The sequence below is a fragment of the Photobacterium sanguinicancri genome (assembly GCF_002265265.1).
Classification (GTDB): domain Bacteria; phylum Pseudomonadota; class Gammaproteobacteria; order Enterobacterales; family Vibrionaceae; genus Photobacterium; species Photobacterium sanguinicancri.
Window position 1 is genome coordinate 1 of sequence record NZ_NOIF01000080.1, and the last position, 20,821, is coordinate 20,821.

The 20,821-nt window shown below is 41.3% G+C and carries 19 protein-coding genes; 11 read left to right on the forward strand and 8 right to left on the reverse strand.

The window, feature by feature from the left end; translation table 11 throughout:
* Nucleotides 1-323 precede the first annotated feature (323 nt).
* Nucleotides 324-602 (forward strand): 50S ribosomal protein L25, encoded by a 279-nt coding sequence (gene rplY / locus ASV53_RS13135; RefSeq protein WP_062690543.1) that lies wholly within the window; start codon nt 324-326, stop codon nt 600-602.
* A 65-nt stretch (nt 603-667) separates the two neighbouring features.
* Here rplY and ASV53_RS13140 read toward each other — a convergent pair whose 3' ends face one another.
* On the reverse strand, nt 668-919 hold the full coding sequence (locus ASV53_RS13140; RefSeq protein ID WP_189337872.1) for a DUF1289 domain-containing protein: 252 nt from the start codon (nt 917-919) through the stop codon (nt 668-670).
* Nucleotides 920-1,120: 201 nt separating this feature from the next.
* On the opposite strand from ASV53_RS13140, the gene ASV53_RS13145 reads away from it, so the two are divergent.
* Nucleotides 1,121-1,432, forward strand: a complete 312-nt coding sequence (locus tag ASV53_RS13145; protein WP_062690542.1) for a hypothetical protein — start codon at nt 1,121-1,123, stop codon at nt 1,430-1,432.
* A gap of 100 nt (nt 1,433-1,532) precedes the next feature.
* Here ASV53_RS13145 and ASV53_RS13150 read toward each other — a convergent pair whose 3' ends face one another.
* Together ASV53_RS13150 and ASV53_RS13155 are read right to left on the reverse strand one after the other, a co-directional pair.
* Complete coding sequence (locus ASV53_RS13150) at nt 1,533-3,917, reverse strand: DNA polymerase II (RefSeq protein WP_094957398.1); 2,385 nt, start codon at nt 3,915-3,917, stop codon at nt 1,533-1,535.
* A gap of 72 nt (nt 3,918-3,989) precedes the next feature.
* Nucleotides 3,990-4,763, reverse strand: a complete 774-nt coding sequence (locus tag ASV53_RS13155) for a nucleotidyltransferase domain-containing protein (RefSeq protein ID WP_239928792.1) — start codon at nt 4,761-4,763, stop codon at nt 3,990-3,992.
* A gap of 381 nt (nt 4,764-5,144) precedes the next feature.
* Here ASV53_RS13155 and ASV53_RS13160 point away from each other — a divergent pair, with 381 nt between their 5' ends.
* Both ASV53_RS13160 and ASV53_RS13165 read left to right on the forward strand, forming a co-directional pair.
* Nucleotides 5,145-6,578, forward strand: coding sequence for an EAL domain-containing protein (locus ASV53_RS13160; RefSeq protein WP_189337873.1), 1,434 nt, complete (start codon nt 5,145-5,147; stop codon nt 6,576-6,578).
* Between the two features lie 90 nt (nt 6,579-6,668).
* Nucleotides 6,669-6,995: an HI1450 family dsDNA-mimic protein gene (locus tag ASV53_RS13165; protein WP_062690537.1), complete on the forward strand. Its 327-nt coding sequence runs from the start codon at nt 6,669-6,671 to the stop codon at nt 6,993-6,995.
* A gap of 88 nt (nt 6,996-7,083) precedes the next feature.
* Here ASV53_RS13165 and emrD read toward each other — a convergent pair whose 3' ends face one another.
* The 3 genes from emrD to ASV53_RS13185 form a co-directional block, all read right to left on the reverse strand.
* Nucleotides 7,084-8,265: a multidrug efflux MFS transporter EmrD gene (gene emrD / locus ASV53_RS13170; protein WP_189337874.1), complete on the reverse strand. Its 1,182-nt coding sequence runs from the start codon at nt 8,263-8,265 to the stop codon at nt 7,084-7,086.
* 456 nt (nt 8,266-8,721) lie between these two features.
* A complete protein-coding gene (locus ASV53_RS13175; protein WP_062690535.1) occupies nt 8,722-9,321 on the reverse strand; it encodes a GTP cyclohydrolase II in 600 nt (199 codons plus the stop codon).
* 946 nt (nt 9,322-10,267) lie between these two features.
* On the reverse strand, nt 10,268-11,560 hold the full coding sequence (locus tag ASV53_RS13185; RefSeq protein WP_094957401.1) for an alpha/beta fold hydrolase: 1,293 nt from the start codon (nt 11,558-11,560) through the stop codon (nt 10,268-10,270).
* A gap of 311 nt (nt 11,561-11,871) precedes the next feature.
* Here ASV53_RS13185 and ASV53_RS13190 point away from each other — a divergent pair, with 311 nt between their 5' ends.
* The gene (locus tag ASV53_RS13190) at nt 11,872-12,777 is read left to right on the forward strand and encodes a manganese-dependent inorganic pyrophosphatase (protein ID WP_094957402.1); all 906 of its coding nucleotides are present in this window, start codon (nt 11,872-11,874) and stop codon (nt 12,775-12,777) included.
* A gap of 92 nt (nt 12,778-12,869) precedes the next feature.
* Here the strand turns inward: ASV53_RS13190 and ASV53_RS13195 are convergent, their stop codons facing one another.
* Together ASV53_RS13195 and cydH are read right to left on the reverse strand one after the other, a co-directional pair.
* The gene (locus ASV53_RS13195; protein ID WP_094957403.1) at nt 12,870-14,132 is read right to left on the reverse strand and encodes a patatin-like phospholipase family protein; all 1,263 of its coding nucleotides are present in this window, start codon (nt 14,130-14,132) and stop codon (nt 12,870-12,872) included.
* Between the two features lie 164 nt (nt 14,133-14,296).
* Nucleotides 14,297-14,386, reverse strand: coding sequence for a cytochrome bd-I oxidase subunit CydH (gene cydH, locus ASV53_RS25175; protein WP_141226243.1), 90 nt, complete (start codon nt 14,384-14,386; stop codon nt 14,297-14,299).
* 147 nt (nt 14,387-14,533) lie between these two features.
* Here cydH and ASV53_RS13200 point away from each other — a divergent pair, with 147 nt between their 5' ends.
* The 6 genes from ASV53_RS13200 to panP all read left to right on the forward strand — a co-directional run bounded on the left by ASV53_RS13200 (nt 14,534) and on the right by panP (nt 20,716).
* A complete protein-coding gene (locus tag ASV53_RS13200) occupies nt 14,534-15,136 on the forward strand; it encodes an outer membrane beta-barrel protein (protein WP_094957404.1) in 603 nt (200 codons plus the stop codon).
* A gap of 395 nt (nt 15,137-15,531) precedes the next feature.
* Entirely contained in the window at nt 15,532-17,013 is a 1,482-nt protein-coding gene (locus ASV53_RS13205; RefSeq protein ID WP_094957405.1) for a sodium-dependent transporter, read from the forward strand.
* A 1-nt stretch (nt 17,014) separates the two neighbouring features.
* The gene (locus ASV53_RS25180; RefSeq protein WP_141226244.1) at nt 17,015-17,116 is read left to right on the forward strand and encodes a MetS family NSS transporter small subunit; all 102 of its coding nucleotides are present in this window, start codon (nt 17,015-17,017) and stop codon (nt 17,114-17,116) included.
* A 212-nt stretch (nt 17,117-17,328) separates the two neighbouring features.
* A complete protein-coding gene (locus ASV53_RS13210; RefSeq protein ID WP_094957406.1) occupies nt 17,329-17,841 on the forward strand; it encodes a hypothetical protein in 513 nt (170 codons plus the stop codon).
* 119 nt (nt 17,842-17,960) lie between these two features.
* Nucleotides 17,961-18,941, forward strand: coding sequence for a DUF2860 domain-containing protein (locus tag ASV53_RS13215; protein ID WP_094957407.1), 981 nt, complete (start codon nt 17,961-17,963; stop codon nt 18,939-18,941).
* 119 nt (nt 18,942-19,060) lie between these two features.
* Nucleotides 19,061-20,716: a pyridoxal-dependent aspartate 1-decarboxylase PanP gene (panP, locus tag ASV53_RS13220; protein WP_094957408.1), complete on the forward strand. Its 1,656-nt coding sequence runs from the start codon at nt 19,061-19,063 to the stop codon at nt 20,714-20,716.
* Nucleotides 20,717-20,821: the final 105 nt, after the last annotated feature.

Genomic DNA, 20,821 nt, shown 5'->3' on the forward strand with positions numbered 1-20,821 from the left:
CGATAATTACTATCATTAGCAATATGATCCAGATCGCACTTTTGATGTTTATTTGCTTAATTTGGCATTTGTCAATGCATTATTTTACTTCTACGGTCTTTTTATAGCCACACGTCACATCATCCTAACTATATGGCTTTGTTCAAAATTAAAACAACCACATCACTTAATACGCTCGATGACTTTTATATTATTGATTGAAGATAAAAAGCTATAATTCACCTTGCGTTATCTAGTGTGCAACGGTAGAATTCGCGCTCGTTTTTAACGACATTGAGCAAGGTCGCATTGCTCAGTGAATTATTTATTAAAGAGTATATAAAATGAAATTTGAAGCAGTTGTACGTACAGATCTAGGTAAAGGTGCGAGCCGCCGTCTACGTCTTGCAGAAAAGTTCCCAGCTATCATCTACGGTGGTGAAGCAGCTCCTATCGCTATCGAACTTTTACACAGCGATGTGATCAACCAAATGGATAAGCCTGAGTTTTACGAAGAGATCACTCTAGTAATCGACGGTCAAGAAATTAAGGTTAAGCCACAAGACATCCAACGTCACGTGTTCAAGCCTAAAGTTGAACACATGGACTTCAAACGCATCTAATTGCGTGTTCATTGTGAATTTTGAAAGCGCCTTTTAGGCGCTTTTTTTATGCTTATTAACTGCAATCAAAATAACCCTTGCTGTGGGTTATCCTCCCCTGCTTCAACTGACTCATTCGCTTTGGCTTTTAGCATACGAATATATCGCTGACGACATAAGCGTAGTGTATTTCTTTGTTCAGACGCATCCATTGACTGCCAATTAAACCGCTCATTTCTATTGCGCATGCACCCTCTACAATATCCACGTTCATTCATTTGGCATACGCCAATACACGGGCTTGGAATAGAGAAAAATTCTAATTGCTCCACATTCATCTACCCCGCAAATTACTACGCTATTCTATTGAATATAGTCAACAATCACGTATTTATCAGCGTTTAGCCACCACATTAGTGTAATTAAATTGCAGCTAATTTTGTTGGTTTACTTGATGATGCTCTTTATTTGTTATAGCGTTGGTTGAGGAACTATACATAATAGATGCATAGCTATATCGCTATTAGCAGGAGGGAACCATGGATTTTTTTGTACCATCAGCTGAAACTCGCTCTCAAGCAGAATCAGTTTTCACTTCTATCGGCAATCATGTTTCAGCGCCATCTCAAGAAAAACGCATTCATCAAATTGAATGGAAACATGAAGGTGACACATGCCAGTGTGAGGTTGGCAAACCGCTTCCAACCATTTTCCGTAACGATGAAACTGTATTAGCCATTTTCGACTGTGGTGATATATTGAAGATTTGCACTCCTAATCGTGGAGCCATTAAGTTTGATCCGATTCATGCTAATAAGAGTGATATCGTTTCTATTGCTTACTTCGATTAATCTACACGTCACTTAATGCTAAAAAGTAGCTCAGTGGTTTACTGAGCTACTCACTCCGCATGAACCAATCTTTACTATTTGCCTATCCGCCTGATATAAACTAAAACAAGCCCATCTGTGGGGCTATTAACTCTTCAAAGCTCGTTCCAATAAACGGCAATATACCATCTGCTACAGGCTTCAATTGCTTGTCTATATAATGCTGATAATCGATAGTACTTTGCAGTGCTTCTTTCGGCTCTGGGCCATTTAGTGTAATGACATACTCAATCCAACCACCATGCTGGTATTGCAAAGGCCGTCCAAGTTTTTCATTTATTGCATCGGCTTGCCGAGCTGCACGCACATGCGGTGGAACATTTTTTTGATATTCTGACAACTTACGACGCAGCCGTTTGCGATACACTAACTTATGATCAAACTCACCACTATTTGCGCGTTCTACATAATCACGGATGTATTCGTCTACGTCTTCATTATGGAAAACCTTGTGGTAAAGCGCCTGCTGAAACTCTTGTGCTAGCACCGTCCAGTCTGTTCTAACTGTCTCAAGCCCTTTAAAGATGATCTCTTGTTGGCCATTGCGCTCAATTAGCCCGGCATAACGCTTTTTACTGCCTGTTTCTTGCCCTCTTATCGTTGGCATCAAGAACTTATGGTAATGCGTTTCGTATTCAATCTCTAACGCAGACGACAAACCGTATTCTTGGGCTAAGTGCTCTGTCCACCAAGCATTGATATGTTTAACCAACGCATGGCCAATTTTATCCGCAGCTACCGCACTATGAGCAGACTTTAAAGAAACAAATGTTGAATCTGTATCGCCATAAATAACTTCAAAACCTTGTTGCTCAATCAATTCACGCGTTAGTTTCATAATTTCATGCCCGCGCATCGTGATTGATGACGCTAAGCGATGATCAAAAAACCGACAACCTGACGATCCTAGTACGCCATAAAAGGAATTCATGATAATTTTGATGGCTTGCGAAAAGGCTTTCTCGCCATCTCGCTTCGCTTTATCACGCGCAGTCCATAATGCTTCTATCATCTCGGGTAAGAAGTGTTTTTCACGGTGAAATTGCCCACCACGAAACCCTGCAATAGCTTGATTATCCGCCTTGCCTTCTTCCAGCAATAAACCTTCCACCAGCCCCATAGGATCAATCCGAAAAGAACGAATAATGGATGGATATAGCGACTTAAAATCAAGGACCAGTACCGAATCATATAAACCAGGTTTAGAATCCATCACATAGCCACCAGGGCTTGCGATCCAATTTTCGCTTTCTAAATTAGGCGCGACATAGCCAGCACGATGGAGCTGAGGTAAGTATAAGTTAGTAAATGCCGCGACAGAGCCACCAACACGATCAAGTTCAACACCAGTCAAACGTGAACGTTCAATCGCAAAATCCAGTAGATGAGTGTGTTCAAAAATACGGGTGACAAGTTTACAATCTTGTAGGTTATACCGCGCAAGTGACAGCTTGTCGTGCTGGAACATATGGTTAATTTCAGCCATACGATCATGCACATTATGGATCGACTTTCCTTCACCGAGTAGCTCTTGTGAAACAGATTCAAGTGACCAAGATCGGAAGTTGTACGTTGCCGTTTTTAAGGTATCAATACCATCTAACACCACACGGCCCGGAATCGAGATAAAACCCTGCTGGTTATTATTACTTGATTGTCGCCAATGCGGTGTTTGCTTTCCCCTACCAATCCGTAACGACAAGTTATGCCATTCCGCCCGCTTTAACAAAAGACGAAAATCAAAATCCACCACACTCCAGCCAATCACGATATCGGGATCATACTGTTGAAACCAAACTTCTAGTGCGAGTAACAGGGCTTTCTCATCATCGACCCATTGGATCCAATCAGGCTGATCAGCATGCTCTATTTGTTGCGGTTCACCCACCATGATAACGCGACTATCACGCTCGCTGTGTAACCCAACAGAATAGAGAATGCCTTTTTCAGAGCATTCAATGTCGAGTGAGACCATCGAAAATTCAGGTTGGTATTCCCCTGCTTTTGCTTTCGCTTGCTGAAATTCGACATATCCACCTTTCGTGATGGGCTTACCTGTAAAAACAATACCACCGCGGATAAAGCGCTCCATTAAAAAGCGATCAGCTAAACGTATATCTGCTTCATAACAGGCAATATTTTGTGCTACCAGTATTAATGGGATCTGATGGCTATCGCGTAACGTATCGCAATAGCATGCCACCATAGGCTGATGTTCAAAGGACGATAATTGAACATCACGCCATGTCGTATTTATCTGTGCTTGTCGTAATAACTGCTGTGCATGCGTTTTGTGTTGAGCGGGAATAAAGCAAACGGGTCTATCACCACGAATAACAAGCCGCACTGGTCCTTGATCTGTCTTCACCCAAAGAATGATTTCTGTTTGACCCTGAGAGTCTCGACTTTGTCGGGTTAATACAAACCCAGAGGAATATGAATGCAATGAAGCCTCAGCAATAATGGCAAAAATGAATGGTGAGAGTGCTAACGTTTAAGCAATAAAATAGAGTCGGAATCAACCAATACGACGGTTAGTTTTATCAAATTCTTCAACCAGCCAACCACCAAACTGATCCATTAAAAATATGGCGGCTTTTTTAGGCACTTGAGTGCGGCTAGCCAGAATAAACGCTCTTTCTATGTCCATTAAATGCTCAGGGAAATACTCTAAGAAGACATCCGCACCTTTATTGATATCAAGCTCCCACTGTTGCTTACGATGTAGCACTAAGCAATACGCGCTCCAAATCATCTTCTTACCAATATGTTCACAATAATCGAGATAATTTTCAGTCACTTTTGTTTTCATTATTTTATGACGATATTCGCTAAGCTGCGTTTTTATATCACCATTTAAAGTACGCGCTATATCCCAGCTAATTTCAAAGTGACCAAAGCGACTAGAGAGATCATCGCCATTCAAACAGACAGAACAATGCTTTAACCAGACTCCCCACTCAAAAATACCCGCTAACCCAAGTACATCATCAAGGACCACCACTTTGGTCGTGACATTACGCACGTGTGGATAATGATTGGTTAAACGCCACGTTATAGCATTCAATGCCGATGCTTCATTGCTTTGGAGCTTATGTTTTACAACAATGGTAAAATTGACATCAGACTTTCCCCAAACGGCATCGCGCCTCGCTACACTGCCATTTAAGTAGATACTATGAAAGGCAGTGCTCAAGCCAGATCTAAACTGCTTAACAGCATCTAGCAGTACTGGCATGTATTCTTGTTGAAAGCCGTGGTCTCTACTCAAAACGGGCAGTCTTTTTGTCACAATTGTGTCCTGCTTTCTTGTCATTCGATCGTGTTTTATCAGCAAAATAATATACGATTTCGGGCCATTTTGACATGCAATCTCAACGCTCTGCCCTTGCGCATAAAAAACACGCCATACACTTTAAATTCGGTTATTTACTGTACGCAAAAAACAAACACTTTGAAAAATTAATCTAAATCAAAATTTATCAATTTTCCCAGCATTAATGACAAAAAAACTGTGCAACAAGTTTGCTTTACTCTATATTGCTCCACCTTTCTTCGGTTATGTGTTCACCTGCGTATGTTCAGCAAAAAAAACGTTCTTTTTGCCTCTGTGTTTTTTATTTTAGCTATGTCGCTAAATTTCGCGTGGGTAGCCGCTGAAACAAACCATCGAATGAACCATACAGCTCAACGTGCTGTTGTGCGCATAGACAATTTATTCTTTGGCGTTGAACACAAACTAGCAAGCATCGATACCGTTAAAAACTTTTGCAGTCAAAATGATAGGTTGTTGCTCGAAGACATTATTTTCGACTCCGTATCAATTAAAGGTATCAGCTTTATAAAAAATAATAAGATCATTTGTTCTGATCGTAGTCAGCAGCAAAATCTTGATATTTCATCTGAACTTCCTACCAACTTAGCTCAACGATCCGACCGAATAAGTTATACCGCTTACGATCAGCGAAGAAACAAAAAGAACCTCTATTATCTTGTTCCCTACAAAGACATGTGGGTAAGGGTTTCACTTCACTTAGCCTATATGGATTTTTGGATTAGCGATTTCGGTCAGCGCAACATGATGAAGGCGCAAGTAGTATATGGTGGGAAATTCATCGCTGGTAACAAAAATATTAGCAGCAGAGATTTAATCAATCATGTTGAGATTACATCTAAGCACTACCCATTTTCAGTCGCTCTTGGCTATAACAGTTCGCTGTTATTACAGGCATTTAACGACCAAATACTGTTTGCTTTGATGGTCGCTTCATTACTCACAGCCTTATTACTAGTCATGCTTTACTCATACAATAAAACCCGTCGTACGCTTGAATCAGAGATCCAACAAGGCATCAAAAACAATGAATTTACGGGGTACCTTCAGCCAATTGTATGCAGTAATACGGAAAGATGGCTCGGTGCAGAAATACTTCTTCGCTGGGAACACCCTATAAATGGCTTAACATCACCAGCAGAATTTTTAACTATTGCTGAAAACACAGGCTTGATCAACGAGATAACATTAACATTACTGGCAGAAGCCGGTCGTAACAAAACAATACTCGACAAGATATCTACTACGCATTACTTGTCGCTTAATGTTACTGTTTCTATGATTGCGAGCCCTTATTTTGTTCATAAACTCATTAATATCATCCGCCAATTCCCCTCGCTACAGAAAGGATTGGTACTCGAGTTTACAGAGCGAGAAACATTTACCGACGATGAATTAACACAGTTACAAAGTGGCATGGCACGCCTGCGAAAAGAAGGGGTAACATGGGCGCTGGATGATTTTGGTTGCGGTTACTCAGGACTATCGCGCTTGCAACAGCTAAGCTTTGATATTTTAAAAATAGACCGCACCTTTATCGCAGCCTCAAGTAACGCAGGCACCACACCTTCAATTCTTGATAGCATTTGTGAACTCGCAAAACGCTTTAAATGCATCGTTATTGCAGAGGGCGTTGAAACCATAGAACAAGCAGATCGGATCCGACAGCTTAATATAGAGTGCTGCCAAGGCTATTTGTTTGCTAAACCTATGAGCGTAAAAAACTACATCCAACAACTACAAGCTAAGATTGTAGCCGAGAACATCATATAGTCACCCATCTATGCCTATGAGATCTCCAAATTACGTTAGTATCAAGATATACTGCCCATAATTGTAAATAGTAAGAGTTATAAGCACTATATGGAAAACCAAGACCTGATCTCTTTCGATGATGTGATCGACGCTGCATACGATATTTTTCTAGAGATGGCTCAAGACAACTTAGAGCCAGTTGATGTGATTCTTTTCACTGCGCAATTCGAAGACCGTGGTGCAGCCGAACTTGTCGAAACGGGTACAGATTGGCCAGAGCACGTTGGTTTTGCTATCGATGGGGATGTTTTCGCTGAAGTACGCATTGGCCTTGTAAATGAAGAGGACGATGTGCTTGATGACGTGTTTGCGCGCCTTCTTATTAGCCGCGACCCAGAAAATAAATTCTGTCATATTTTATGGAAACGCGATTAAGCTAATCGCATAATTTAAACAAAAAAGGCAGGGCTAACTATGAAAATAGTCACCCTGCCTTTTCTTTAAGTAGAATACCGAGGTTGCGCTACACCAATAGCTCCGTATCGTGCTGCTGACCTTTACGCACCCAACTCAAGCTCACCATGACGATAAAAGACATAACTATCATCACAATGCCTAAGCTTAATTGATTATCCGCAGGCATCATTGATGCTGCTAATGTCGCTAAGCCCGCACCTAAGTTTTGCAAACCACCCAGTACCGCACCAGCAGTACCCGCGTGATTAGGGAATGGTTCAATTGCTGCTGTTGTTGCTGCCGGGAATAATACCCCTGCCCCAATGAAGTACAAGAACGCACCTCCAATCAGTGAACTCACCGTAACTGTACCCGCTAGGCCTGGAACTAAAATAGTTACGGCACCGAGAACAATCGCAGACATACCTAAGTAAAGTACGCGGGTATTACCCATTTTTTTCACTAGGTTAGCAGAAAGCCATGAACCACCAAGGTAACCAGGTAATGGCAGAACAAACAAAAAGCTCACCATTGTTGGTTCTAACTTCAATACGCTACCTAACAACACACCAGCCGCGGCTTCAAATACTGCAATACCCGCAAAGGTAGCAATAAGGCATAAAACATAGCCTTGGAACTGACGGTTACTGACAACATAGCGGTAACTTACCCATACTTTTTCTTGGCGACGATTTTGCGGTGGTAACGTTTCAGTGAAGAACATCATCATCGCCACCGTGACTAACGCACCAAATAGAAGCAAGAAATAGTAGCTAGCTGTCCAATCAAAGTAACTCGATAAATAACCACCAAGCACTGGCGCAAGCAAAGGAGAAAAAATAATCCCCATACTGACTAAGCTATTAGCACGATGTAAATCAGTGCCGTTATAGCAGTCACGAGTCACAGTACGGCACATTGCCCCACCACAACCAGTACCCATACCTTGAACAAAGCTCGCCAATAAGAACACTTCATAACTAGGCGAAAATATAGCCATCACGGTACCGCCTAAGAAAATCACCATACCAATGATGATCACAGGGCGACGTCCTATGCGGTCAGACAGTGGACCATAAAAGAACTGAGATAAGCCATACGGAATCAAATACGCTGCCATTACCGCTTGAAGGTATGAAGATTCAACGGAAAAGAAATCCGACATCGCCGGAATAGCAGGTACGTACATCGTCTGGGTCATCTGGCCAACAGCGGCTAAGATGATTATTAAAAATAACAGACGAGCCATTTTAGTTTCTGGTGATTGCTGAGTCACAACCAAATCCCTCACAACAGAACAATATATTAAAGACGAGTTTCTCATTGAGAAAAAATTGTCCTATCGCAGAATTTTACTCCAACCATAACTCATAAGGTAAATCTATAATCTACCTTAACGATATTATTTAGTTTCTATATCTGCTTTAAGATGCGCAGATAGTAAAGCCGATGATGAAATCTGGCAAGAAAATAGCGTGTTACTCAGCACTATTCTTTATTATGATTTGGATTAGAAAAAGTAATGCATATTCAATAGAGAAATCAGCACGCCGTCCTCTACTGAGAATTAGCATAATATCACTTCCTTTTTCCTGAGGCCTATGGACTGCTTACTCTGCATAAATACAGAATATTCGCGCTTATCCACAAGCATAAAAAAACGCCTCACAAGGAGGCGTTTTTAGAATTATATCTATCAGCTATATTAATCGAAATTAAAGCGGTGCTTACCGTGTGAAGCTTTGGTTTTCAGGTAACTTTCATTACCGTCTTTAACATGCGCTTTTGTACCAACAACCTCGGCGATAGTAATACCGTTCTCTTCTAATTCACGGATCTTCTTTGGGTTATTCGTTACTAAACGAATCGTACTCAAGCCAAGTGCTTTAAGCATTAATGCTGCTTCAGTAAAATCACGTAGATCATCACCAAAACCAAGGTGGTTATTTGCCTCGTAAGTATTCATACCTTGGCTCTGTAGCTCATAAGCATCAATTTTGTTGTAGAGGCCAATACCACGCCCTTCTTGACGAAGGTATAAAATAACACCACCTTGCTCGCCCATCTTATTGATGGTTTCATCAAGCTGTTCACCACAATCACAGCGTGATGAATGAAAAACATCACCAGTCAAACATTCAGAATGCATGCGAACTAGTGGCACTGACGCTAGTTTATCAGCATCACGGAAAATTACCGCAACATGCTCTTTACCCGACTCAAGGCCATTAAATGAAAGCAAATCAGCAGGAATATTGCTCTTAAGACCAACTTTAAAAGGCACTCTCGCCCTTACATTTACCATCTTATTCCTAAGTACTTCTTCTTTATGGCCCGAGAACAACGGGTCATACAATTATTCATTCCTTCAGGATCACCCCAAAGGCACATATCTAGGCGTAAAATACACACCATCTCTTTTTCAGTAAGATACAAGAAGAAAACGATAGTGGTAATTCGACCAACTCTTAGTTTGATAATAGCTAAAATCAATCAGTGAAAACAGGTTTGTCCTTACGATCGCCCCATTACGACCAATTGAAAACAACCAACTGGCTAGATTACATACGCTCGTACTCTAAATAAAAACAAAGATGAACAGCGTAGTATGTTGATGACACCAACTTAATAAGCATCAAGGCGCACTTTGTGCAACTAACAGCCATAAACAAGCGCTATTAATTTAAGCTGCTAATTACCAATCAATGAATGCCTGTAGATTATTGTTATATTATAACAATTACAACCCTTTAATTTATAGGGTTAAATTGAAAAGTCTAGCTATAGTGTTTTTCTACTCTTGGATGCATACATAAGCAAGAAGAAAAAATCGTAAAAAGAATCACCCCCCCCATAATCACTAATAACCGTTGCCAGTCCTCTCCCATAGCAAGCCTGACACTCAACATGCCATAGGTGGTGTAAATCCAAAATAGTCCACCACTAAAGAGCGTTACTTGACATACACGTAAAATATAATGCTGTCGAATTAGCAGTAAAAGTGGGGATAATAATAAAACACCAAATGCAAAAAAATGACCAAACCGCAAACTATGGGCAGCCAGTAGCCACAAGCTAAGCACAATAGGAAGATATAGCATGACGGTAATCAAGGTGTTTTGTCGAGAGTGTCGATGAGAGTTAGAGGTAGTGTTCATGGTAAATCTCATGCAGGATAATAACATGTAACATATATACACCTTATTATCCTGTATCACGAGCGCTTTTCAAAAATAGATTGAGTTAATCAGCTATATTTGACGATCATCAATTTCGTCAGCAAGCTGAATAAGCCGTGTTAAAATACGCTCACCATCAGCTTTTAGCCCATTGTGTTCATATTCATTTGTTTCCCATGCTTTAGCGTTTTTCAATGTTGTGAGCGTTTCTTTGCTATACGCATATTCAACATACATATCTTCAAGGTAAACGGCGGCAGCAACTGGAACAGTATTGCGAGCTAACTGATCAACATCATACAACAGCGGCCAATCTGACTTTTCAGCTAATAAGTCCGCCGCGGCTTTTAATGGCTTTAAACATTCCAGCTGATCAAACATCCAAGGGAAAACCATTTCACCCGTGAAACAGAAGTCTTGCCCTTTTTGATAATGACATTGAGGGTATTGATCGCGAACACGATGCGCAGACCAAGCCGACGCCGTATGCTGGCAGTAAATCGATTCATGCAAAATCGCATAAATAGGATTAGTTTGGTAGGCCTGCTCCATCAGCATGCTATTTAAAAAGGCATAACTCAGCTCACGTTTATCATCTACTTCAACAAAGGCATCTTCAAGCAAGTAGTACATAGGGAGTTCAGCGCCGCTTCTGCCTAAATTAATCCCAATCAACTGAAATTGTTCAACGGTGAAATGTTGCCCATTAGGTAATAACACATGATTATCAACAAGGTAGTTCGCAATTTCATTACAGCGTTGCTGGGCAGAAGGAAAACGTGAAAAGAATTGTGCGTTCTTATCCAAAACACGTTGATATGTGGCCTGATACACATCATCAGCATGGCGTGTTAACGAAGCAAGCCCGCCAGTAATAAAGGCCTGGGTAAGACTCTGAGGGTAATATGACAGATAATGGAGAGCACAAAATCCACCAAAGCTTTGTCCGAGTATCGACCACTGCTTCACTTTCAGAGCCTCACGAATAAACTCAGCATCACGTACAATATTATCCGCTCTAAATTGTGCTAGGTACGCCACTTGCTGATCAGTTGATTGACTGGCCAATGTTTGATGAGAAATAACCGTACTCTGCCCAGTTCCGCGCTGATCAAGCAGCAACACACGATATTCTTGTAGCGCACGCTTTAACCAACCGCTATTACTATCTGGACGTGGCGAAGGGAAACCTGGGCCACCTTGTAAATATACCAACCAAGGTAAATCAGTGTCTTGTTGTTGCTTGGCAACAATTTCTCGCGCAAAGACAGTAATCGTCTTGTCTGAGGGATAATCGTAGTTGAGAGGGACCTCAAATGAATGCGGCCGATAAACAAGATCACCATCGATAAAAGTTGTTTGCACGTATTCCTCCGTGAAAAGTTAAAGTCATGTTGAGAATTTCTCGAGATAACCATCATATATCAAGCACCACAAGGACGCGAAAGCACATTTCCCCTATACGTAGAAACAGTTAACTTTGACGCTAAGCCCTTCAATTAGAGCAAGAAAAAGGTGGGCTTTTAATCAACTAATACGAAATTTGCCACTCGCAATTGTTATTTTTGTGAAAATCTCTAAAATTACGCCATCGAGAAAACTCGATCTAACGATTGAGTACGCCCCATTCAGTCTTACAGCACTGACGCTGTAAAAGACGCAGTAAAGGAAACATCATGATTCAAGTTGTTGGTCACAAGAACCCAGACAGTGATAGCATTTGTTCTGCACTTGTTGGTGCTGAACTTCTTAAAGCTCGCGGCCTAGAAGCGAAAGCTGTTCGTCAAGGCGAACTAAACCGTGAAACTCAGCACATCCTAAAAACTGCTGGTGTTGATCAACCAGAAATGTGTACTGGCGTTGCTGGCGAAAAAGTATGGTTAGTTGATTACTCTGATCTAGCACAAGCACCAGATGACATCGCTGATGCAGAAATCGTTGGTATTGTTGATCACCACCGCCTAGGTGATGTGATGACAGTTAACCCACTGGAAGCATGGATCTGGCCTGTTGGTTGTACTTGTACCATCATGTTCAACCTATTCAAGATGGAAGAAACTGAAATCACACGTGAACTTGCGACGCTAATGATGTCTGCAATTCTAAGTGACACAGTTGGTTTTGCTTCTCCAACTTGTACTCAAAAAGACAAAGATGCAGTTGCTGAACTAGCACCACTAGCGGGTGTTGAAGATCTTGACCTATTCATCAAAGAACTTCTAATCGCAAAAACTGACATCCAAGGTCTTTCTGCTGCTGAACTAGTAGAAAAAGATCTTAAAGCATACCCATTCAAAGAGCGTAACGTTGTTGTTGGTCAAATCGAACTAGCAACACTAGAGCAAGTTGACGCGATGATTGAAGAGCTAAACGCTGATCTACAACGTCGTTGTGACGAAGAAGGTCTAGCAATGGCTGCTCTAATGCTAACTGACATCACAACAAGCACAACTCGCCTGCTTTACAAAGGTGAATGGAATGCAACTTTAGACACTCACGCTAAAGATGGCATGCTAATGATGGCAGACACGCTAAGCCGTAAGAAACAAGGCTGGCCGTGGCTACAAACAGTACTTGCTTAATCAGCAAGCTATTGTAATAACATTAAAAAAGGAGCACATTGTGCTCCTTTTTGTTTAAGTAAATTAAAAAACAATCTAATCAGCAGTCATGCCTACGATGACTTATTGGAATTTTGAATCAGCTCTGCAAAATGACTCACAAACTCCCTTCCTACTACCTTTCCTTCACGGTAATCGACTTCTAAATCATCTTTGTCACTTAATAACGCTCGACTTTTTAAACCCTTCTCAGGCGCAATTTGGATCACTTTCAAGCCGTCAGGTACGTTAGCCAGAAAATCACACTGTTCACGACAACTTTGATAATACTGCGTCAGCATTTCAATAACGTCAGCATTCTTACCTTTCCCTGTTAACTTTAAGAATCGCTCCATATTATTATGAGCAAGCCATTTCCAGCTACCGTTGTTAGTTTTGGTTAAACGCTTATCTTTGTGGTTTTGCAAAAACAATTTCACTTTCTCTGGTAAATGAGAATTTGTTCTCAACTCATCAGAGAAATCAGCATCTTGTTGAACACTGTCTTCATCATCTAGCCTTTGCTTCCACAGCTGAAATCGCTGTGACAAGTCTGAATGTGCCGCTCGTAATTTACCAATCGATGGATTCCGATTAATTTTGTCGATGTAGTCTGGAATAGACTGCTCAATTTTGTCACGCCAGTCATCGAACATATCATCCCATTCATCTTGCTCTTCTACTGGTTCAGTACGAATTACAATCACTAAGTCAGCGCCACGACGCCATGCTTCTTGCACAGGCACAGCAGCACTAACTCCACCATCAACCCACTCAAGATCATTTATATTTACTGGCTGATTATAAAGGACGGGGATAGCGCAAGATGCTCTTAATACATCTTTCCAATCGTCGGCAAACATCGGTAAATAAATATCTTCTAACGTATCTTTTCGTGTTGTTGATGCTAAAGCAACGCGGTTGGTCAATACGGCTTTGGCTTTATCAATATCTAATGGAAGCGAGCCTGCTGGTGAAACACATTTCAGCGCCCAATCTAAGTCCATAGGCTTTTGCTGACTCAGGTACTTGTAGAGATTAAAAAAATCATCTTGGGTAGTGTAGTTAACAATAAAGTTGTAGCCAAACTTCGGCTGACGGCTGATATAAGATGAGAGGTTTAATGCACCAGCTGACGTACCAATATAAAGGTCAAAAGGGTCAAAACCAGCGTCTAAGAAGGCGTCAAATACACCAGCCGTAAAAATACCGCGCTGGCCTCCCCCCTGAACGACTAAAGCAATTTTCTTATACTCATTACCCGCTAATTGGCCGGTAATTTGATCAACTATATGTAAATCTGATTGTTTTAAACTAAATGATAAGCGATTTGTCATATCCAATACACGCAGTGCTATCAGAGGCTAAGTCACCAATATATCATCAATTATTGAATAAAGATGGAACGAGACACCATCAATGTCTCGTTTAATAAGAAGAGTGTATTTTGCGCATTTCCTATCACAACGCAGTGACAATCAAAGCTATACAATTAAAGCGATTACGCCAAAACAGAAATAAATGAGAACGTTGCAATCATACCCAATGCAGCAGTAACAGCAACTAGTGCTAATTTTAAATCAGTATCCATAATCTAATCCCCTACACAACATGATGTTTTAACATCTTTGTAACTCTAGTTTAGGCTCAGTTCAAGTTTAAGCGTGAATTATATGCGAGAAGTGCAGATTGCTGTCACAATATCGCTACAAACCAATACCAAACAGAAGGCATAACAATGCGATTACTCTCTCGTTATATCATTCCACTCAGTATCGTTTCCTGCTTCCCAATCAGCGGCTTAGCAAATACAGAAAAAATATATGTTACACCAGCCATCGGCTACACCTACTCGGGCACAATGAAGAATGACGCAGGTGATAACATCTCCGTCAATCATGCTGCAAGCTATAACATAGCAATCGAAACTGATATCGAACCTGGTCGAGTTGGCCTTTTCCTTAGTCATCAAAATACAGATACCGAAGAAGTGACGGGCAATAGTCAATTCACCTATCTCCACTTTCAAAGCTCGCTGCGCTTTCAACCTACGCAACAATTAGAAAGTTACTTTGGCGCAAGCCTTGGTGGCACCTTTGTTAATGCATCCTGGTCTGAAAAAGATCTGTTCTTCTCTGGAGGCTTGTTTGGCGGGCTTGAATATGAACTGACTAAAAATGCAAGTATTGTCTTAGAAGGTCGATGGCTAGCCAATGTTGTAAAAAGCAACACGACTGCCATCTGTACGCTGCCTACAGGGAATGAAACGTGTAAGATCTCTATTGATTCGAACTTATTTAGCCAGTTTCAAACCAATTTAGGGATGCAGTTTTCTTTCTGATTTTTGTGAATAATTTTTCATTTGGCTGAAAATATCACTGTTTGTAGCACCGAGTATGGTCTCATACTGATTTCTGGTGGTTTTACAGCCAATAACACTCAAACTGAAAATAAAATATATCGCTATATATGAGCTCCCCACTAGTGATTAAAACCAGAATGTATTTTTATGCATGGAATCACTGCCAAATCAACTCCCCCCTGCAATAGTTAACACCAAAACCCAATCCTGTTAACAAAGTTACACTCTATTGCTTTACATTTTTTCTCTCGTTACTCTCGGTATATCAACACGGTTTAACAATCCATAAATCGTGTACAAAAATGGAAATAATCAGCATTTTTCTCTAGGTTTTATATACGTAATAGAGAATAGCAGCACAAAAGGAGTTGTTTATGAAGAGAGAACAATGGGGCTCACGCGCTGGATTCATTCTTGCCGCGGTAGGCTCAGCCATCGGTTTGGGTAACATCTGGCGTTTCCCATACATGGCTTATGAAAACGGCGGTGGCGCATTTTTTATCCCTTACCTTTTTGCCATGCTTTCTGCCGGTATCCCTTTCATGATCATGGAATTCAGTCTTGGACATAAGTTACGTGGTGCTGCACCACGAGCTTTTTCAAAGCTAGGCGGAAAACTTGAATGGCTTGGTTGGTTCCAAGTGTTTATTGCTGCCATTATCGCGGTTTATTACGTCGCTATTATTGGTTGGGCTATTTCTTATCTTGGTTACTCGTTTACACAAAGCTGGGGCGCGGACACTAACGCCTTCTTCTTTAGTGAGTACCTGCAACTGGGTGACAACTCACCAAGTAATCTAGGTAGCCTTCAGCTGCACATTGCAATTCCTATGGTACTGGCTTGGGGTATTACGTTTGCAGCTATCTTTACCGGTGTAAAAGGCGGTATCGAACGTGCATCTAAAATCATGATGCCGTTACTTTTCCTAATGGTTGTGGGACTCATTGGCCGAGTGCTATTCCTACCTGGTGCTATGGATGGTCTTAATTACTTGTTCCAACCTGATTTCAGTAAGATTCTAGACGCCAAAGTATGGTCTGCAGCGTACGGTCAGATCTTCTTTACGCTAAGTGTCGGCTTTGCAATCATGATTGCTTACTCAAGCTACTTACCTGAAAAATCAGACATTAATAATAACGCCTTCATGACGGTATTAATTAACTGTGGTTTCTCTATCACTGCGGGTGTGTTGATTTTCGGTGTACTAGGCTACATGGCTCAAGAACAAGCTAAACCGATAACAGAGGTAGTTTCAGCAGGTGTAGGTTTGGCCTTCGTGACCATTCCAGCCGCGATTAACCTACTGCCAGCACCTTATATTCTGGGTCCACTGTTCTTCTTTGCGTTAGTTGTGGCGGGGCTTAGCTCTCACATCTCCATCATTGAAGCAGTGACATCGGCCATTATTGACAAACTAAACTGGAGCCGTAAAAAAGCCGCATCCGTGGTGTGTGGTACAGGTTTCGTTGTGTCGCTAGCCTTTGCTACCAACGGTGGTCTATTACTACTAGATTTGGTGGACTACTTCATCAATAACGTTGCACTGCTTGCAAGCTGCTTGGTTGAATTGATTGTTATTGCATGGCTATTTAAAATTTCAGATATACGTGATTACGTGAACAAAATTTCTGAATTCAGCATTGGTAAATGGTTCGAAATCTGTCTTCGTTTCCTAAGTCCAGCAATGCTAGCCATTATTCTGGCAACAAACTTGGTCAACACCTTTACCGACGGCTACGGTGGCTACGCAACATCTGACCTATTAATACTAGGTTGGGGACTGGTAGCAGCAATGTTTATCGTAGCTGTCATTATTAACGTGACATCTAAACCCGTAATCCAAAAGGAGGCTTAATATGACTACAGGTGCAATCATCATGATGCTATTCGGCCTTGGGATCACATGGGGAGGCGCAGCTTACTGCATCTCAGTTGCGATGAAGAAAAATCGCCAATAATCAACTTCAGTTAGAAACAATAAAGAGGCTCACTTTGAGCCTCTTTTTATTTGTATCGACGATTAACACTAAGGAATGCCAAACCCGTATCATTTTGATAAAGAATTCTTTTCTTTCTGTCAATCAAGCCATTACAATCAAACAGATACCAAACACACCTCTAACCTGTGTTGTCTGGTCAATAATAACAATGACTTTCTCAAGGATTGGCAATGAAGTTACCTGCTCTACTACTCTCTTTAGCCTTAGTACCTACAACAGCTATGGCGGCTAGCGATACCTGCTTAAGCAATAAATATCACCAGTATATTGATGCTTCTTTGTCATGGTACGAAAGCCTAGTTACCCTATCAGTACAAAAAGACAAGAACCTACAAGAAGTTGGTCAATGGTTTTTAGATGGCCGTAAACACCACTTTGAACTGAACCGTCAGGCATTTGATTGGTTCTTGGAAAATGATCAGTCTCGCTTAGATTTTTCTCAATCTGTCGAATCTTGGTTGAAGCTTTCTCAACAAGACGTTAAAGCTATTGCGCAGCAAGATGATGAGTTAGGTAAATTTGCTAAACAGGCGTTTGATGATCGTCAAAGTACACCACATGCAAAAAACTACGAGTTACGTAGTGCTTTTGCGGATCTACTTTCACATCCTGGTGATATTGAGAAGCCATTAAATGCTTACAATGAAAAAATCACTAAGATTGAAAGTATCGAATGTAAATAATTGATCCAACTAGACCACCACCCCGTATAATTGTCATAGCTGTTTGTATTCTTGCAGCCAATAAGAATACAAACACATCTGGGCATGAAGCCCTAATATTGTGATAACAAGGATGTTATATGAAAAGATACTCGCTTATCTGCCTCGCTATCATATCAGCATCAAGTTATGCTGGCAGACCCAATATGGATTGGGAGCCTGGTTTTGGCGGTGAAATATCCGTTATTACGGGTTATACGCGCTCAACCTCACAATTTAATACCGATAACAAAACACTCTCTTCCCCCAATGAGAAAGCGTCGACCCAAGATAGCTTTCTTATTGCACCACTAGGCACGCTAAATTACACATTCAAATCTGCTAACCAACAAGTTTTCTTTGGTACTCGTCGTTCTGACATTGCGCTTGGGCGCTTTCATTTAGAACTCGGATTCCGCCAAAAGTTTGAAGATACAGGCACATTCAGTTTTAGTTTCGTTCCAGGCTTAATTAAACAAGCTACGTGGGCAGATCCCTTTATTCTGAATGAAGAACGTGAAGAGACCAAGGTTAAAACTCGTGCGCTGCGTCTGACTGCAGACAAAATTATGGGTTCAAACTTCTCTGCTGAACTTGCTGTCGGTAAGCAGAGTTACGACGATGAAAAAAGCGGATTCGCCAATTTCAATACACAAGATCAAGCATTACTAGATCGAGAAGCAAACGTGGCTTTTGCTCAAGGGTCTTACAGTAAATTTGTCGGTCGAGGCATGATGCTACGTGGCGCATTAAACTACACCCGTATAGATAGTGAAGGTGAAGCAATGGCACATACTATCTATGGCGGTGAAGCCAGTATTATTCAGCTATTTCGATCGTCTAGTTTTGCTTTCACTGTGAGTTACGATCACGCTACCTTCGATAAGGTGAATCCAGTTTTTGATAAAGAGCAAAAAGACAACCGCTGGGGAGCTTTCTTAGCATATGAATATCGCCAACCTTTCGGGTGGGAAGATTGGTCTGCAGTTTCGCTGCTTGGCTACAACCAATCGCAGTCCAATATAACCTTCTATGATGAAGATAGTTTGCTGGCAAGCGTAGGCTTAAACTACAAGTTTTGAGCAAATAACCAGCGATTTAACCTTAATTACACCCTAGCCCACTATTTATGAAAAATAAGTTTTGTGGGAGTTTGTGGCGAATATGTTATAAGTAAGGAAATTTTTTAGTTAGAAAGCGTATGGTAGTGGATAACCGACAAGCAGACGCGTCGTTAGCATCGATGCATCGCATTTTTACAGTGCCCGAAGCACCCGACTCAACGCTGGGTGCCATTGAGCTGGACATTTCCCAGAACCTCAATGAATTTCTCCGTCACCACATTGCGGCGGTAGAAAAACCTTTGGCCGAAATTGAGAAGGATTTCTCAAGCGCTGATATTCCCGAAACACCGAGTTTTGTTTCCGATCACACCCAATTTTTGTTAGACAAGTTAGTGGCGCAATCGGTGCATACTTCTGCACCAAGTTTTATTGGTCACATGACTTCGGCATTACCCTACTTCTTAATGCCGCTATCAAAAATCATGATTGGTCTGAACCAAAACCTAGTGAAGATCGAAACCTCAAAAGCCTTCACACCGTTAGAGCGTCAAGTGCTTGGGATGATGCACAACCTAATTTATGACCAAGCAGACGATTTCTACACCCAGTGGATGCACAGTGCCAACCACTCTTTGGGATCATTCTGTTCAGGTGGCACAATCGCTAACATCACTGCACTTTGGGTTGCCCGTAATAACGTACTGAAAGCAGATGGTGAATTCCGTGGCGTCGCGCAAGAAGGTCTATTCCGTGCGATGAAGCACTACGGCTATGAAGATCTCGCTATTTTAGTGTCAGAGCGTGGCCACTACTCCTTGAAGAAAGCCGCTGACATATTAGGTATTGGTCGTGACTGTGTTATCCCTATCAAAACTGATGAAAATAACCGTATTCGTACCGACGATCTAACTAAAACGTTAGCTGAGCTTGAAACTAAACGTATCAAACCTATTGCGATTATTGGGGTAGCAGGTACGACTGAGACTGGTAATATCGATCCCCTCGATGAACTCGCCTCTATTGCTGAACAGCACCAATGTCATTTCCATGTGGATGCAGCTTGGGGTGGCGCGACATTAATGTCGAATAAGTATCGTCATTTACTCAAAGGGATTGAACGCGCTGACTCTGTGACTATCGATGCGCATAAACAACTTTATGTCCCTATGGGTGCTGGCATGGTTATTTTCAAAAACCCAGCCTCAATGACATCTATCGAACATCATGCTGAATACATACTACGTAAGGGCTCGAAAGATTTGGGTAGTCATACCCTTGAAGGTTCTCGTAGTGGTATGGCAATGTTGTTATTTGCTAGCCTCAATATTATAAGTCGCCCAGGGTATGAATTACTGATCAATGGCAGTATTGAAAAAGCCGAGTACTTTGCTGATCTAATCAACCAGCAAGATGATTTTGAATTAGTCACTGAACCCGAGTTGTGTCTACTGACTTATCGTTATGTACCTAAAGCCACCCAGCAAGCTCTATTATTAGCAACAGATCACGAGCGCAATACATTACTCGAAGCACTGAATGACCTAACTAAATTCATTCAAAAACGTCAGCGCGAATCAGGCAAGTCTTTTGTCTCTCGTACACGTATTCATCCAAAGCAATGGCAACGTAAAATAACGACTGTCTTTCGTGTTGTATTAGCGAATCCTCTTACTAGTCATGACATCTTACATGCCGTACTAAAGGAGCAAAGAATACTCGCGCAAGACAGTGAGATAAGCCTGCCTACAATCAAAACATTGAGCCAAGCTATTCTTAAACGCCATAAAGAGTGAGCATTTTCACCATAAAATCAGTATCACTCAGCTCGGCTGAGTGGTACTTGGTGTTTTAATATACGAATAAACGGAAAAAAATTTTAAAAATTTATTTACCCACCC